The following is a 16,648-nucleotide window of genomic DNA, read 5'->3' on the forward strand; positions in this document are numbered from 1 at the left end:
AAATGTTTGATAATGATTCAAATCCCGTAGGGGGTAGCGTGCTGCATGTCTACTTGTTTAGCATTGTTTTTAGATAATGTCCGGTATACGATCTTTCAACCCGGATGATCTCTTCAGGAGTGCCCATGGCCAGTATTTCGCCTCCGCCATCTCCTCCTTCGGGACCCAAATCGATCACATGGTCTGCTGATTTGATCACATCCAGGTTGTGTTCAATAACCAGAACTGTATTGCCTTTGTCAACCAAACGATTAAGCACGGAAAGCAGCATTTTCACATCCTCAAAATGCAGACCGGTTGTCGGCTCATCCAGAATATAGAATGTCCGCCCTGTTCCCATTTTGCTCAATTCGCTGGCAAGTTTAACGCGTTGAGCTTCTCCTCCGGATAAAGTAGTGGCTTGCTGACCTAACTTGACATAGCCCAGGCCTACTTCTACCAGCGTTTTGAGTTTACGTTTTAAGCCCGGTATCGCTTTGAAAAAAGCGAAAGCATCCTCGATGGACATCTCTAAAATGTCGGAGATATTCTTACCCTTGAACTGAATTTGCAGAGTCTCGCGATTATAACGTTTACCCCTGCAATCTTCACATTGTACATATACATCCGGCAAAAAATGCATTTCTATCTTGCGAATTCCGTCACCCCGACAGCTTTCACAACGTCCGCCCTTAACATTAAAAGAAAATCGCCCTGGTTTGTAACCCCGCAATTTTGACTCTGGAAGTTGTGAAAACAGATCTCTAATGAATGTAAAGGATCCCGTATAGGTGGCTGGATTTGATCGGGGAGTGCGCCCGATTGCGGACTGGTCTATATTGATGACTTTGTCGATGTATGCCAGGCCTTCAACTCTGTCAAAGGGGAGAGCTGTGATCTTTGTGTTGTATATCGATCTGGCCAGAGCCGGATAAAGAGTCTGGTTGATCAAAGAAGATTTTCCTGAACCGGAGACTCCGGTGACGCAAATAAATTTTCCCAAGGGAAAATCCAGGGTCAGTTTTTGAAGATTGTTTCCCCGAGCTCCAATAAGTTTGATCTTGCTATTGCGTCCTTCACGCCGCAGGAGTGGTACAGGAATCGATAATTCACCAGTAAGATATTTTGCGGTGAGCGACGCTTTGTTTTTCCGGAAAGACTTTGGGGGGCCAACTGCCACAATTTCTCCACCATGCTCTCCGGCTCCTGGTCCCATATCTACCAGGATATCGGCTTCTTCCATGGTTTCCTGATCATGTTCGATAACAATCACAGTATTACCAAGATCTCGAAGATGTTTCAGGGTCTCAATCAGCTTTCTGTTGTCGCGTTGATGAAGGCCGATTGATGGTTCGTCCAGAATATAAAGCACACCAACTAACTGGGAACCAATTTGGGTTGCCAATCGGATCCTTTGTGCTTCTCCTCCAGATAAAGTGCCTGCTGTTCGTGATAGATTTAAGTAATCCAACCCAACGTTTATCAGAAATCTTAATCTGGCTTGCACTTCCTTTAATATTTGATCACCAATTATCTGATCAGTTTTAGAGAGTTTTATTTTTTCTATAAACTGATAGATATCTTTAATGGGCATTTGACTCAAGTCATTTATGCTTTTTCCACCAACAAATACATGATTTGCTTCAACCCGCAATCTTGTTCCACCACAGGATTCGCAGGGAAGTGAACTCATGAAGCCTTCTATCCATTTTCTTATCCCTGGCGATGTAGTCTGCTTATAGCGTCTTTCCAGATTGGGAATCACACCTTCAAAGCCACCCTCATATTCACCCTTCCAGCGATCAGATTCATAAGCCATTTTAATTTTTTTGTCACCGGTTCCTCGAATTATCGCATGCTTTGCTTCATCACTTATTGTATTCCAGGGTTGGGTAAATTTAAAGTTATAGTGTTTTGCTAAACTTTTTAGAATGGCTGCATACCAATTGCCCCGGGGTTGTTCACCAAGCGGTGCAACGGCACCTTGAATCAAAGATCTCCTTTTATCTGGTACAATAAGATTTACATCCATACTCGTTTGCATGCCAAGACCATCGCAGCTTTGGCATGCACCATAGGGACCATTGAAGGAAAATAATCTTGGCTCCAGCTCTGGATAGCTTATCTCACAATATGGACAAGCGTAGTGTTCTGAAAATATATGTTCTTCTTCGCCTACCACATCAATGATGATCATTCCAGAACCATGTTTGAGGGCAAGTTCAACGGAGTCTGTTAATCGATCCTTGAATCTTTCGTTGATAACCAGGCGATCTACAACAATTTCAATGTTGTGTTTTATATTTTTCTCTAGAGCTTTGAGCCGGGCTACTTCCTGTATTTTACCGTCAACGCGAATTCTGACAAATCCTTCTCGCTTGATCTCTTTGAAAGTTTCCTTAAACTCTCCTTTACGACCACGGACAATGGGTGCTAGAATTTGAATGTTTGCATCATGTTTTAGGTTCAATACTGAATCTACAACTTGCTGAACCGTTTGTTTGGTTACGGGTCTACCGCAATTGTAGCATATTGGTTTACCGATTCTGGAAAAGAGTAATCTTAAGTAATCATGTATCTCTGTCACGGTTCCAACTGTTGAGCGTGGATTTCTTCCGGCTGTCTTTTGTTCAATGGATATTGCTGGTGATAAACCATCGATGTAATCAACATCTGGTTTTTCCATCAAACCAAGAAACTGTCGTGCATAGGCAGATAATGACTCGACATATCTACGTTGGCCCTCAGCATAAATCGTATCAAAAGCCAGTGATGTTTTACCTGACCCGGATAACCCGGTTATAACGATGAACTTTTCCCGGGGAAGTTCTAGATCAATATTTTTTAAGTTGTGCTCGCGAGCACCATGAACAATTAATTTCTCATTATGCATAAATTCCTCAATTCGAACTTTCAAGATATTTGTTGGAGGTAGTGACTGGAAGAGGATTTTGCATTTTCTGAGCATTGATCTTGCTTTTCTCCCGAGGTGCACAGTTCGATCCAATTCCTTACATTTTTTACGTGAGACGCACGTTCTTGCACCCACTGGTCTGAATGAACGCATCAGGAAAGCGGTTTATCTTTCAAAGCAATGATCAAAAACACCTGAAATGAGCCTCTTTCCGCATAATATAGCTACGAGAGCCATAACCTTATCAACATCATGAGATGTGACACTATTCTCAACATATTCGAAGAAAATATTTTATACCGACCCATTAGTCATGCTGTATCTACATAAATATCAGCTATTAACACAACACCAGAAATTGCTTACCTTAGCAGATGCGCACAAATACCGCAAGAAGTAAATGATGACATATTGCAGACTGACTGGACAGTCACCATAATTACCTGTTTCCAGCCAAACTATAGCGACCTGCTGGGTATGCTAAAAGCACATGGCTACATCTCTCTGTCTGAGAGTTGCCACTCTTTTACGCTAGTGCAAATTTCTGCTCCTCACGAAACCACTGTGGATTCATGAGTCACCTCCTATCTTATTTGTCTCTAAAAACGAAGAGGATGTCTCACCAAATGGTCAATTTTACGAAGATACCCAAGATCGAACTCCACCTTCACCTGGAAGGAGCCATTCCGCTGGATACACTCTGGCAACTCATCAATAAATATGATCCAGTTTTAAGTAAAACACTTACCCTTGAATCATTAAACTCAAAGTTTCAATACACAAACTTTCATCACTTCCTGCAGTTGTGGTCCTGGAAGAATACTTTTATCCGAGAACCTGACGATTTCACTCATATTGCCCAGGCTGTTGCCCGGCAACTAAAGCATCAAAATATTATTTACGCGGAAGCATTTTTCTCTCCTCCTGATTTTGCTCATACTGGTTTGGACGTTTCGTTAATCAGCCAATCCATTCGTCAAGGTTTAGCAATGGTTGATGGCATCCATGTCAATCTCATTGCTGATCTCGTTCGGGGAAGTGACACCGCCATGGCTGGCTTGATGCTTGATCAGGTGTTAGAGTTGAAAAACGAGGGTGTCATTGGTATAGGCCTTGGTGGTGATGAAGCAAAACATCCTCCCGGTCTATACAAAGGTATTTATACCAAAGCTAAACATCATGATCTACACACCACAGTCCACGCTGGTGAAGCCCTTGGACCGACCAGCATTTGGGAAGCTTTGACTGAATTACATCCCGATCGTATTGGCCATGGTATCAGAGCAGTAGAGGATCCAAAACTTCTCGCCTACTTAAAAGACCACCGCATACCACTGGAAATCTGCCCCTTCTCCAATATTCGAACAGCTCTTTATCCCCATTATAGTGACCATCCCGTTCGTACACTCTACGATCTTGGCATCCCCATCTCTATCAATTCTGATGATCCTGTTCTATTTCAAACATCCCTTGCAGCCGAATTTCAGGGACTTCGAGAGATCCACCGATTCACGGATCTGGAAATTCTACAGCTATTGCTTGATGCAACAGACCAAAGTTTTGCTGATGATATCCAAAAGCTCTCCTTGAAAAAGCAGATTTTTAGTCACCCCCAGTGGTCTTCCCTGCCTGAAAATGACAAGCTCCGATCAACAAGCTTTACATGACCACTTGACGATTTAATCAGTTAACCCTCAATTACCGTTTATATTGACACATACTTACTGATACGAATATTAAAGAGGATCTACGCTGAATGAACACAATTGCTCTTCAAAATATCACCAAAAGCTTCAACGGCTTTATAGCGGTTGATGACCTGTCACTAGAAGTGCCCGCTGGTAGTATTTATGGCTTTATTGGACCAAACGGTTCCGGGAAAACAACTACCATTCGCATGATGATGAATATTTTTTATCCTGATTCAGGCTCAATTAAAGTTTTTGGGGAACCTCGTACTGACACACACACCGACCGTATTGGATATCTGCCTGAAGAACGTGGTCTCTATAAGAAGATGAAAATCCGGGATTTGCTCAAGTTTTACTGTGAATTAAAGGTAGGACGAGCAGAAACAGGCGAGATCGATCAATGGCTGGAAAAAATGGATTTAAGTGACTGGGCCAACAAGAAGGTGGATACCCTGAGCAAGGGGATGAGTCAAAAGGTCCAGTTTATCGCTACTGTCATTTCCAAGCCAGATCTGATCATTCTCGATGAGCCCTTCAGCGGTCTCGATCCTGTCAATACCAACAACTTGCTATCCGCCATGCTGGATCTGCAGAAGCAGGGTGCCACCATCATTTTTTCAACCCATGATATGGGCACTGCTGAGAAGGTTTGTGACTATATCTTCATGATCCATAAAGGGAAAAAGGTGCTGGATGGTACACTGGAAGAGATTCAGAACACCTATGGATCAGACACTTTAAAGATACGTTGCGAGGATAAAACCAGGGGACTGGACACAATCACGGGCGTTGAAAAAGTGCATGATTTCGGACAGATCCAGGAACTGAGACTCGCGCCAGATTTTGATCACCAGGTCATTCTAAAAGAAATTATGAAATCCAACACATTATTGAGCTTCGAGATCATGAAGCCCTCACTGCACGATATTTTCATCCGGATTGCCGGCGCAAAGGAGGTCGCAAATGTATAAGATCTGGCGTCTGGCTTTACGTGAGTATATCGCTGCTGTTAAAACCAAGGGGTTTATCATCGGCCTGGTCATGCTACCCATATTTATGAGTGGCAGTATCATTGCCATGGCGCTACTAAAAGACCATGTTGACACGCGTACAAGACATGTTGTGGTTATTGATGAGACCCATCAATTGGGGCATATTCTGGTTGCAGCGGCAGAACAACGCAATGAGACGGCCATTTTTGATGAGGAAAATGGTGAACAGAACCAACCTGAGTATCTGATCGAACTGCAGCAGGTCGAATCCGATCTGACCCTCCAGATGAGTCAACTCTCTGACCGGATCCGTGATGCCGAAATTCACGCGTTCCTACATATTGGAGCATCAGCAATACATCCTGGGGTTGATCCGGAAAACTCTCAGATCAACTATCATTCTGAAAGTGCAGCTTTGGATGATGTCCGGCGCTGGATCCGTGGTCCAATTAATGATCATCTCCGACGATTACGCCTGGAGCAGGCCGGAATAGAAGAATCCCAGATCCCCGATCTGTTTAATTGGGCAAATATTAGCCCCCAGGGCTTACTGACTGTAGATCAAGACGGAAACATTATTGATGCTGTTGCCAGCAATGAATTACAATCAATTGCAATCCCGCTGGTAATGGTCATGCTTATGTTCATGATGTCCATGATGGGAGCCATGCCCCAGTTAAGTGCCGTTATGGAAGAGAAAACTCAGCGGATCGTTGAGGTCATCCTGGGTTCTATCACGCCCTTTCAATTCATGTTGGGCAAAATTCTTGGAGGCCTGGCCGTGGCGTTAACCAGCACACTAGTCTATGTTGGTGGTGGCGTTCTGTTTATGAAATATCGTGGTTTTGATGCCTTTATTCCCTATGATATCCTGCCCTGGTTCTTCGTAAATCTGGTCATCCTTTTATTTATGCTTGGTGCTTTAATGACCAGTTTAGGATCTGTGGCGAATGATGCTAAAGATGCCCAATCACTGTCTTTTCCAGCCATGTTTCCCATGATGATCCCCATGTTTGTCATGTTTCCAGTCCTTAAGGAACCCTTATCGACCTTCGCCACCTGGCTTTCACTTATACCGCCTTTCACACCCATGGTAATGGTTTTACGATTGGCAACTCCGGTGACTATCCCTGCCTGGCAACCCTGGGTCGGCTTGATCGGTGTGATAATGTTTACCTTGCTGGTCGTCTGGGGCGGCTCCCGCATCTTTCGGGCTGCCATCCTGATGCAGGGGGTTCCTCTCAAATTTTCAAATATTATGCGCTGGATGACCAGGGGATAGTGGCAAATATTGAAATGTACTTTTTATTTAATTTGTGATACTTTGTGACTGCATGCCTTTGTGGCAACCTATAGGAGATTAATGCTATGACTGAAAAATCGATGATCAATTGGTCCAAAGAGGGCGCTGTTCCTCGTAGTTATGGATTTCAATTCAGCCCTAAACTCTTTGGTAAGTGGAGGCGCAAAGGATTCTGGAGCCCTGATGGTTCGGCCGAAGTAGGAAGTCGTAAGCTCCGTTTTAGGTCAAATGGAAAAGCCAACATGCATCTGACGATTTTTGATCGTGTCTCTGAGAAAGAATTGGGGCATCTTGATTTTCACTGGAAGGATTTCCAACGTAGTAAACTGGAACTATCCAGTGGCAGCATTTATTATTTCAGGTCTTTCGATCTGATCCGGGGGGCTTGGAGTTGGATCAAAGAGGATGCTCCCAATGAACAGTTTGTTTTCCGGATTGACAGCCCCCTCCAGCGCTCAGGAACCATCGAAAATCAAGCAAAAGATCTCTCTGCTGAGGAACGCGACATTTTGCTACTGCTGGGGCTGAATCTCACTCAATACTTCAACACCTGGTTGATGACCATCATTCTTGTGATCCTAGGATTACTTACGGGGCGCTAGTTTCATTCCCCAATCAACAGCATAAACCACGATCATATTGGTCAATACTGAAAAACCTATAAACCAGGTCCAGGCTAACCCAGCTTCTTTTAAGACAAATACGATCAGCATAGAAGCAACCAGGCCTGCAATAAGACTGGCTTGTGAGAAGTCTCTGTCAATCTTGGTCAGTAAAAATAATCCCAATAGTCCACCGTAAGTAAACGATGCGATCTGCAAGCCCATCACCACAATAGACTTATCTGACTCATCAAAGACCAGGGCAATTCCAATTAAAACGATAGCCCACGCCAGACTTATCAACCGAGAGGTCTTAATGGTTACAGCCTTGCCGATCCAATCAGTTGCCGTAGAGGAGGCCAGGGAGTTTATTGATGAACTCAGGGTGGACATGGCTGCCGATAAAACTCCCGCAAGTAACAAACCTTTTAATCCTACCGGGAGCTCATTTACAATAAATGTGGAGAACTCACGATCTTTCTCAATCTCAATACCTCCGAGATAGATATAGATCAGGGAGCCGGCCAGAAGGAAAACAGAAAACTGTAAAAAGACGAAGAAGCCACTGCCAATCATGGCCTTCCTGGCACCAGATAAGTCACGTACAGATAAAACTCTTTGAACCATCATATAGTCTGCCCCATGAGAAGCAAAGGACAGCAGCATTCCTCCCAATACAGCAGAGAAGAGGAGCCAGGGGTCTGAAAAGAAATTCCATCCCCATCGTAATACATCAAGCTTTCCTTCTGAGCTTAGCTGGGAAAGCATATTGCCAAGACTTGCATCACTATGACCTAAAATATAGAATACAGCCACCAATCCCCCTCCGAGATAAAGAACAAACTGAAAACTGTCCACCCAGACCACCGTTCGAATCCCACCCATGAGAGTGTAGATCACTGTCACAGCCCCAATAACCAGAACCGCAACCGGTAATGTCCAGCCCGTAACTACTTGCACAATAACAGCTGTGGCAAGAAAACGGATCCCGTCTGCCAAAATGCGGGTGACGAGAAAAACGCCTGATGCTGTTTTTTGGATTCGAGCACCAAAACGCTCACCCAGCACCTCATAGATGGATGTGATTCCACTTTTGAAATAGGCAGGAAGTAGAAAAATGCTGACTAAAATTCGTCCTAAGATGTAACCCAGTGCCAGTTGGAGAAAAAACCAATCATCTCGATAAGCTAGACCCGGAATGCTAATGAAGGTGAGAACCGACGTTTCTGTCGCCACAATAGAAAGCATGGCCGCCCACCAGGGCATATCCCGTCCTGCCAAAAAATAATCTTCCGAGGTTTTGTTAAATCGACTATTATAAAGCCCGTAGGCAGAAATTCCCACCAGGAAAATGATGATGATACTAAAGTCCAGGGTTGATAACATTGTTATTCCTCAGTTAGATGTTTGGGGTTAGAGGTTTGGGGGTGGTGTGAATATCGAGCACCGATAAACAATTGAAGAACGCCGAAGTAATAGCCTCTTCTTTATTCAAAGTCAATTAATCCTTGCTCGTATATCTAGACCCCTTCTATTGACAAGTGTTCTTTTCTTAGCGCATTATTAATATCAAACACTCATTTGACGAACGCTGAATTTCTTCAATCTTCAATCTTCAATCTTGACGAAACCGCAAAAAGTAATATAAAAATCACCAAATACGCCCTAACTCATTTAATATTAACCATATAACGCAAATGCTGCTAAATCCATAAATATCAATACTCTGCGCCTCTGCGTGCTCTGCGAGAGGTAGTTTTTGCGAGACCATCAATCTTCAATCTTCAATCCGAAATATTCCAGTGCTTCCAGATATGATTCGACTTGTTTACCATAGAACTGGGCAACGCAGACCTCTTTCGTTACGGAAATTTTGCGGAAGTCTTCCCGGTCATAAATATTGGAAAGATGCACCTCTACCACAGGCGTTCTGATGGCTTCGATGGCATCTCGAATAGCGTAGGAATAATGGGTGAAGGCACCGGGATTTATAATAATGCCATCCGCCCATTTCCGGCGTCGATGCAGGAGATCAATGATGCGACCTTCATGGTTGGTCTGAATAATCCGGGTTTCCAAGTTCAGTTCACGGGACTTTTTGCGGATGGCGGTATTTACTTTATCCAAGGTTAACGTGCCGTATTGCTCAGGGTCACGGGAACCCAATAAGTTCAGGTTGGGACCATGGATGATGAATATCTTTGGCTTATCGCTTCGCTTTGCTTCTGCTTGTTTTGACATGGCTCAATCTAAACGGTGTGACCGAGTCCTGCAATCAGATGTACCCACTTATGAATAATACAATTTTGCACGAAACCGCTAGAAGTATCTGAGAATTCATGAAATGTGCCCTAAAACCATTAAATACAACCACATATAATGAACAAGCCTAAATTCCTATATATCAACACTTTGCGTCTCTGCGCTTTTTGCGAGGGCGTCAATTTTGCACAAAGGTCATTATGTGTTGGTCTTGTTCCTGCCCTTTAGTTATTTTTCAACAACGCTAAAAAGGACACCATGAAAAAACTTCTTCTCCTGCTCTTAAGCCATGTATTGCTATTAAATTCATTATCTGCCCAAAACGATCTTTGGGAACATGACAGCCTACGTTACAAAATTGGTCAAATGATCATCTTCGGCTTCTCGGGGGAAACAACCCCTCAAGTAGTTCTGGATGAAATTACTGAATACAATGTGGGCGGAGTGCTACTTTATCGGGTCTATGGTAATATTGAAAATGCGAGTCAGGCATCTCAGCTTGTCTCTGAACTTCAGGCTAACGCCCTGATACCTCTCTTTATAGCTACTGATCAGGAAGGCGGTTCAGTAACAAATCTGAGGCTCTCAAATGGCTTCCATAATTCGCCAAGCGCCTATGAGCTGGGTCAGCAAAACGATGAAACAACTACACGTGAGGTAGCCTCGATGTTCAGTTCCTGGTTCAACGACATTGGGCTTAACACCAATTTTGCCCCGGTGGTTGATCTACGCTTGAATCCGGGAAATGTCATTGGTGATCGTAGCTATGGTGCCGACCCGAATATCGTCACTCAGAACGCCTATTGGTTTATGGATGAATTCCACCAGAATGATCAACTCACTGCCCTTAAGCATTTTCCCGGACACGGTAGTTCCGTTGGTGACAGTCATCTGGGCTTTACGGATATAACCGACACCTGGCAGGAGATCGAACTGGAGCCCTATTACTCACTCATGGATTCCGGCTGCGTGGATATGATTATGAGCGCCCATGTTTTCAACACAGATTTTGACCCTCTCTATCCAGCGACTCTCTCGGCGGCCACGATCAACGGCCTGTTGCGGGAAACCATGGGCTACAATGGCGTCGTCGTGACTGATGCCATGATGATGGGTGCCATTACCCAGAACTATGGCTTGACCGAGGCTGTCACCCTGGCTATCAATGCCGGTGTAGATATTTTACTCTATAACTGGGATGATGATCTGGATGGACACCGGCTTGTGCCCCTGCTGGTGGAACATATCACGACTCAGGTACTGAGTGAGACTATTCCCCGTTTTCGAATAGAAGAATCATATCAACGAATTCTTAATCTGAAAAGTCGTTTAAATCCGGAGACAGCAATTTGGAATCCCCAACCCGCTCAACCACAGATCACCATGTTCAATTACCCCAACCCTTTTAACCCCAGCACCACCCTGAATTATACTTTGGAGCGGGATATGAAAGTCACGATCACTATTCTTGATGTCCGGGGAAGGGTCGTCACCTCGATCCAGAACAGGCAGCTGCAAAGGGCCGGCAATTACGAGCTAAGTTGGAATGGAACAGGTGATCACGGGGGACAGCAATCCAGCGGGATCTATTTCTTCAATATTCAAGGTCCTGGTTTCAACCGGTCTCTTAAGATTGTGAAGCTGGGTTAGATGGTTTATACCAAATGCAGTTTCAAACTGAAAACAATTTGCTTAACTCTCAGCTACCAGCACAGCCTCTTCTATGATCAGGTCATACTTGTAACCAGCGCCAAAATCTTTTTTCAGGGTCACTTTCCCTTTAAAAACCACTACATCACCCACTTTAACCGGATCCATGGTGGTGATGGTCACATCAAAATATTCACCTGAGCTGGTGCCATCCTGCAAATGAACCCAATTACGACCCATGATCTTGCTGTTAAACTTTGTTACTTCACCACGCACGCTCACGGTTTTACCTTCAAATGCTGACATATCAGCATAGAGTTCCTGGATCGATACACCATCGGTCACCTTTTCGACAGAGATACTTTCAGTTCTTACGTTTGGATGATTGCCGCTGGGAGAAGTTGAACTCGTACTTCGCGCCATACTACCGGCACCGTCCATTTGACCCACAAACCAAATACTCTCGAAATCTCGTTCCAGTTCCTTGCTTGTAAAGTTTTTCATCTCCAGACCTTGCCCATAATGAAGAGTCTGACCTTCTTCAATGATCTGTTTGGATGTAGCGATCCAATATTCCTGACTGCCCTCTGTCACTCTTAAATAAGTGTACGATTTGGCCTGAATCACTTCTTCCACTTTGACCTGATGATTATTTGAAGCAGTCTGATGAGGAGTAGCTGTTGATTGACTTTGTTCGGGAGCTTTCACTCTTTCTTTTGAATCACAGGCAACCAGTGTCACCATGACCACACTACTAATTACTATAAAACTGAACCGCATTTTATTCCCTTTCAATAATTTTAATGTCCCCGGATAATAGGATATTTCGACTCGGATATGAGGGTTATTTTTGGGCATTATTAAAGTGGCGGATAATAATGTTGGGCTATGTTCATAGAGAATCCCATGCGTACACCCCTGGAGAGTCTCAGGGAGACACGCTCAATATCCACCGGGCTAATATGAATTACTGCAGTTGTTATCACTCTCTCGCAAAGAAAGAGAAAAACCCTTAGAACCTTTGTGTCTTTGTGGCTCATGCAATTAAAACTCTAATTTGGGTTGATCCTCATCCGGTTTGGTCAGTTTATAGCTACCATCCAACCATCCCTGTAAACCAGAAGTATACCACTTGGAAAAACGACGATCAGTAGGTCCACCAGCCAGATTGGAATGCATTTCTGAGCTTGCCATATCCATGGTCATGCGAAACGAAGGCATGAAGGTTGTCACGCGACCAGCACTCCGATAGATCTGTCCCTGGTGTATGGTGGCTCGTCCACCCACTCCGGTTATAGGTCCTTTATCAAACCCCAAAAATCCAGGCATTTTGCCATCAAATAAAATATGCTTCATCTTGAACTGCTGGACAGCACCCCAGGACTTGATCTCAACTTGAGAAATTTGCTCTAACGCGGACTTGTAGATTTGTTCACGACTTCTGCCACTAAACCAGGGCGACGACCCAGCCAGGAGAATCGCGTCAAAATTGCTGTAAAAATCGATAAAAGTTCCGGTCTCACTGGAAAGGTAGTCAGTCACTGTTTCACTGAGTCCACCCTTGCCGAAAACTTCTCGATACAGTTCCTTATAGAATTGTTCAAACAGATAAGCACCCTGACTTTGAGCATCGTAACACAAGTCCCATTCCTTCAGAATATGTCCCAGTTGTGTATCCGGTAAAAGTGGTTTCAGATGATTCATAAACGCTTTGGCCTGCAGGGAATACAAATCACCATGCATCTTAAAAATATCCTCCACACCAAAAGAAGACCCTGCTTTCAACAAAGCATCGATCCGGTTCGTTCGATAGGAACCCATGGGCATATTGATGGAATTGGTCTTTCCCAGATGGTTTAGATCATGATTGGCCGTGGAGAAAAAGCCTTGTTCTGGATTGATTATACGGGGCATATCCAGATGTGAATGATAACCCTGCCAGTCATTCTCAGTTTTCCAGCCTGGCAAGGGGACAAAGCCGCTAATGCCCTTACGACGAATCGGTGCACTGCCTGTCATTTGAAAACCAATATTACCCTGAGCATCAGCAAACACAAAATCCCAGGATGTTTCCATAGGACCCAAAGTATTCATACCGTCTTCCACTGATGTCGCAGACCAGATATCGATAATGGCATTAACCGCAGCAGAACCAGAATCTGCAGCAGCCCAACGTGTTGCCAAATAGTAACCGTCATCCTGGGGTGGACCATCCAGGGAGCCATGTATATTTTCATAAAATTTAACTCTGACCGATTCCTTTTTCCTACGCTTGATCAATTCGGTTCGAATTTCAAACTGATGCCATTGATCATCCTCTTCTCGATAGTATTTACCATCTTTAATCTTTTCGATCCAGGAATCGACGGCATCAACAAAGGAGTAGGTCGCGCCCCAGGCCAATTCCGGACCACGCCCAACCAGGATACCAGGCATACCGGGCATGGATCCGCCCATCATGGTCCGGCCATCACAACCAAGTACAATTTCACTCCAGATATTAGGGAGTCGATTCACCTCTAAATGGGGGTCATTGGCTAAAATTGGTTTGCCTGAGTGCGTCTTATCTCCAGAAATCACCCAATTATTGGATGCCATGGCTCGCGGGACAGCCAGATTCCACAACGTTTCCGGATTCACGATGCGTTCGTGGATTTTGACCTGTTTGATAAGCTCGATATCCAGTCCACCTAAAATTCCCGGGAATAATGCTTCCAGCTTCTCAAGACTGACACCGGCCTGCACCATTTCAACAAACAAGCGTTCGACCTCACCCTGTGATTGGGATAAGGTCAGGTAACCCACCATTCTGGACAGCATGATACTGTCTCCCGGAACCCATTGCTCAGGCTTATAGCCTAGCAGTTTATATTCCCAGGCTGTTTTTTCGGCCAAGGCGGCATTGATGCCATCACAGTAAGCATTAAGATACTGGGCGTTTTTAGCGGAAAGTTTTTCAAGCTCAGGAGCCGTTTTATCCCGCCAGTTCATCCGCCGAAAAAAGGTGTCGATAGCCAGCATATCATCACTGGCATCTAATAGTTCACTACCACGCCCCTGGCCCAGGATCCTCATAAGCAGGATCTGCATACCCCGGTCACGGCCATGGACATAACCCTGTCCCCAATACATATCCTCAAGGGATTGAGCGCTAACGTGAGGTGTTCCGTTTTCATCTCGCCATATTTCAATATTCTTTTTCATGCTCAATTTTCCCCTTTAATAATTTGATTTACAGATCCAGAGTTGGATCGTACCTTTTGTAGTGATCTGAGTTTCCAGGATCTCCAGGCCAACCGTCTCGATCAGTGCTGGTATACCCCCATGTTTCATAAATGAACGGAAGCCTGAATAATGTTCCCAACCGGCCATAAATTCGATGAAATGAGTGCCCAGTAATTTGATATAAGAAGGCTGGGGATGGATCCAGTCCACCAGGATGAGCTGTTTACCCAATCGTTTCATTTCCTGGAGGACCGGCAGACGCTTTTCAATAGGCATTTCATGGATCACCATGCTGCTCATGGCAAAATCGAAACTCTGGTCCTCCAAATGCGCCAAACTGGTGGCGTCTGCTAACTGGAATTCACAATTCTGGATGCCCTGTTGTTCGGCCTGAAGACTACCGGTTTTTACCATGGTCTCTGAAAGCTCAACACAGACGCCAGTACTGATCTGTCCAGCGATATGCATGAGCTGATCACCGGTGCCACATCCAATATCGATGACCCGGCTGCCCTGGGGGACAATTCCAGCGATCCGTCTGCGGATACCTCCCAGGGAAGGGTCAATGAATTGTTTATAGATCCAACCATCGTAGAAGTGATTACGCGCCTGGGTCTTTCGAATCATAGCTTTTTCCTTTTGTTCGTGATCACATCAAGCTAATGTTTTTAACCACGGATTACACAGATTTCACAGAAGGATCAAAAGCCATCATTTGCATATAGACCAATGACATGGTTTTCACCATCATGGAGATGTTTATCCACCCACGATCTTAATCACGGATACAGACCCAGAGAAACGATGAGAAGCCCACAATCTCAATCACGGATACAGACCCAGAAGAACGATGAGGAAGCCCACGATTTCAATCGTGGGTAACGGCAAACTCGAAAAGAGGGGAAACCGTTTCAACGGTTTAAGATTCTATTAACACGACTGGATTGATTGCCCACCCGTGCGAAACACCACGGCCCCCCCATTATAATTGCCACTATTTATTATCACCGTTAAATCAAAATAACCTGTCACTTTAGAGCCCTTTTTTCATCAAAGAAACAACCCCTTTTGCCTTGACAGGTCTAGGGTCTAAAATTAATTTCGCTGGCTCTGGGTCAACTACGGCCTGAGCAGTAAGAGCAGGAGCCTATGGCAAAAAAAGTTAAACGGATCGGTGGAGACACAAATCGCAGCCTCAGTAAGTACCTTGAGGAGATTGGTCAATACGAACCTTTAGATCCTAAGGATGAAATCTCGTTAGCCCAGCGGGTGAAGCAAGGTGATCGTCTGGCTCTCAAAAAATTAACTGAAGCCAACCTGCGTTTCGTGGTTTCTGTAGCCAAAGATTATCAGGGTCAGGGTTTACCACTGACTGACCTGATCAACGAAGGTAATCTGGGACTGATTAAGGCTGCTGAGCGCTTTGATGAAACCCGTGGCTTCAAGTTTATCTCTTACGCTGTGTGGTGGATCCGTCAGTCCATTTTGCAGGCTCTGGCCGAGCATTCCAGAATTGTACGTTTGCCCTTGAACCGGGTGGGGACTATTTCCAAGATATCCAAAACCTCCGATCGTCTGGAGCAAAAGCTGGAACGGACACCCACTGAGCGCGAAATTGCCAAAGAGCTGGATATGGCACCTGAAGAAGTGGCCGATGCTATCAGGATTTCCAAGCGTCATCACTCTCTGGATGCGCCCTTTCAAGAAGAAGAAAAAAATTCACTCATGGACGTGATCGAGGATGAGCATCAGGACTCTCCCGATTTCGATCTCATGTCTGATTCCCTTAAAAAAGAAATTCGTTCTGCACTTGATACCTTAAAAGATCGAGAGCGGGAAGTAATCCGGATGTATTTCGGCATTGATCGTGAGTATGCACTCACCCTTAATGAAATTGGAGAAGAATTTAACCTGACGCGGGAGCGTGTTCGTCAAATCAAGGAGAAAGCCATCAAGCGTCTCCAGCACAAATCCCGTAGTCGTAAACTGCAGACCTACTTAGGTTAATATTGGAAGGAGGTGAGATCGCA

The 16,648-nt window shown here is 44.7% G+C and carries 12 protein-coding genes; 6 read left to right on the forward strand and 6 right to left on the reverse strand.

The features are described from left to right. Nucleotides 1-49 precede the first annotated feature (49 nt). On the reverse strand, nt 50-2,872 hold the full coding sequence (gene uvrA / locus U9Q77_07390; protein MEA3287183.1) for an excinuclease ABC subunit UvrA: 2,823 nt from the start codon (nt 2,870-2,872) through the stop codon (nt 50-52). Nucleotides 2,873-3,519: 647 nt separating this feature from the next. On the opposite strand from uvrA, the gene add reads away from it, so the two are divergent. The 4 genes from add (at nt 3,520) to U9Q77_07410 (ending at nt 7,481) form a co-directional block, all read left to right on the forward strand. Then, the gene (add, locus tag U9Q77_07395; protein MEA3287184.1) at nt 3,520-4,560 is read left to right on the forward strand and encodes an adenosine deaminase; all 1,041 of its coding nucleotides are present in this window, start codon (nt 3,520-3,522) and stop codon (nt 4,558-4,560) included. Nucleotides 4,561-4,649: 89 nt separating this feature from the next. Beyond that, nucleotides 4,650-5,555 (forward strand): ATP-binding cassette domain-containing protein, encoded by a 906-nt coding sequence (locus tag U9Q77_07400; protein ID MEA3287185.1) that lies wholly within the window; start codon nt 4,650-4,652, stop codon nt 5,553-5,555. Continuing rightward, on the forward strand, nt 5,548-6,858 hold the full coding sequence (locus U9Q77_07405) for an ABC transporter permease (protein MEA3287186.1): 1,311 nt from the start codon (nt 5,548-5,550) through the stop codon (nt 6,856-6,858). The genes U9Q77_07400 and U9Q77_07405 overlap by 8 nt, the downstream gene beginning before the upstream one ends. An 86-nt stretch (nt 6,859-6,944) precedes the next feature. Next, complete coding sequence (locus U9Q77_07410) at nt 6,945-7,481, forward strand: hypothetical protein (GenBank protein ID MEA3287187.1); 537 nt, start codon at nt 6,945-6,947, stop codon at nt 7,479-7,481. Here U9Q77_07410 and U9Q77_07415 read toward each other — a convergent pair. Both U9Q77_07415 and aroQ read right to left on the reverse strand, forming a co-directional pair. Beyond that, nucleotides 7,464-8,867 (reverse strand): sodium:solute symporter, encoded by a 1,404-nt coding sequence (locus U9Q77_07415; protein ID MEA3287188.1) that lies wholly within the window; start codon nt 8,865-8,867, stop codon nt 7,464-7,466. The two genes, U9Q77_07410 and U9Q77_07415, sit on opposite strands and share 18 nt — an antisense overlap. 384 nt (nt 8,868-9,251) lie before the next feature. Beyond that, entirely contained in the window at nt 9,252-9,722 is a 471-nt protein-coding gene (aroQ, locus tag U9Q77_07420) for a type II 3-dehydroquinate dehydratase (GenBank protein MEA3287189.1), read from the reverse strand. 279 nt (nt 9,723-10,001) lie between these two features. On the opposite strand from aroQ, the gene U9Q77_07425 reads away from it, so the two are divergent. Beyond that, complete coding sequence (locus U9Q77_07425; protein MEA3287190.1) at nt 10,002-11,393, forward strand: glycoside hydrolase family 3 N-terminal domain-containing protein; 1,392 nt, start codon at nt 10,002-10,004, stop codon at nt 11,391-11,393. Between the two features lie 42 nt (nt 11,394-11,435). Here the strand turns inward: U9Q77_07425 and U9Q77_07430 are convergent, their stop codons facing one another. From U9Q77_07430 to U9Q77_07440, 3 genes are all read right to left on the reverse strand, one after another. Next, the gene (locus U9Q77_07430; GenBank protein ID MEA3287191.1) at nt 11,436-12,173 is read right to left on the reverse strand and encodes a GW dipeptide domain-containing protein; all 738 of its coding nucleotides are present in this window, start codon (nt 12,171-12,173) and stop codon (nt 11,436-11,438) included. A 264-nt stretch (nt 12,174-12,437) separates the two neighbouring features. Beyond that, nucleotides 12,438-14,597, reverse strand: coding sequence for a penicillin acylase family protein (locus U9Q77_07435; GenBank protein MEA3287192.1), 2,160 nt, complete (start codon nt 14,595-14,597; stop codon nt 12,438-12,440). A 15-nt stretch (nt 14,598-14,612) separates the two neighbouring features. Further along, nucleotides 14,613-15,245: a class I SAM-dependent methyltransferase gene (locus U9Q77_07440; GenBank protein ID MEA3287193.1), complete on the reverse strand. Its 633-nt coding sequence runs from the start codon at nt 15,243-15,245 to the stop codon at nt 14,613-14,615. Between the two features lie 522 nt (nt 15,246-15,767). Here U9Q77_07440 and U9Q77_07445 point away from each other — a divergent pair. Further along, on the forward strand, nt 15,768-16,625 hold the full coding sequence (locus U9Q77_07445) for an RNA polymerase sigma factor RpoD/SigA (GenBank protein ID MEA3287194.1): 858 nt from the start codon (nt 15,768-15,770) through the stop codon (nt 16,623-16,625). The last annotated feature ends 23 nt before the right edge of the window (nt 16,626-16,648 follow it).

It is taken from the genome of Candidatus Neomarinimicrobiota bacterium (assembly GCA_034716895.1).
Taxonomy (GTDB): domain Bacteria; phylum Fidelibacterota; class UBA8477; order UBA8477; family JABMPR01; genus JABMPR01.

Coding starts and splice junctions, on each gene's coding strand:
- U9Q77_07435 (MEA3287192.1), bottom strand. CDS start 14,597: ATGAAAAAGAATATTGAAATATGGCGAGATGAAAACGGAACACCTCAC.
- U9Q77_07440 (MEA3287193.1), bottom strand. CDS start 15,245: ATGATTCGAAAGACCCAGGCGCGTAATCACTTCTACGATGGTTGGATC.
- U9Q77_07445 (MEA3287194.1), top strand. CDS start 15,768: ATGGCAAAAAAAGTTAAACGGATCGGTGGAGACACAAATCGCAGCCTC.
- uvrA (MEA3287183.1), bottom strand. CDS start 2,872: ATGCATAATGAGAAATTAATTGTTCATGGTGCTCGCGAGCACAACTTA.
- add (MEA3287184.1), top strand. CDS start 3,520: ATGGTCAATTTTACGAAGATACCCAAGATCGAACTCCACCTTCACCTG.
- U9Q77_07430 (MEA3287191.1), bottom strand. CDS start 12,173: ATGCGGTTCAGTTTTATAGTAATTAGTAGTGTGGTCATGGTGACACTG.
- U9Q77_07425 (MEA3287190.1), top strand. CDS start 10,002: ATGAAAAAACTTCTTCTCCTGCTCTTAAGCCATGTATTGCTATTAAAT.
- U9Q77_07410 (MEA3287187.1), top strand. CDS start 6,945: ATGACTGAAAAATCGATGATCAATTGGTCCAAAGAGGGCGCTGTTCCT.
- aroQ (MEA3287189.1), bottom strand. CDS start 9,722: ATGTCAAAACAAGCAGAAGCAAAGCGAAGCGATAAGCCAAAGATATTC.
- U9Q77_07400 (MEA3287185.1), top strand. CDS start 4,650: ATGAACACAATTGCTCTTCAAAATATCACCAAAAGCTTCAACGGCTTT.
- U9Q77_07405 (MEA3287186.1), top strand. CDS start 5,548: ATGTATAAGATCTGGCGTCTGGCTTTACGTGAGTATATCGCTGCTGTT.
- U9Q77_07415 (MEA3287188.1), bottom strand. CDS start 8,867: ATGTTATCAACCCTGGACTTTAGTATCATCATCATTTTCCTGGTGGGA.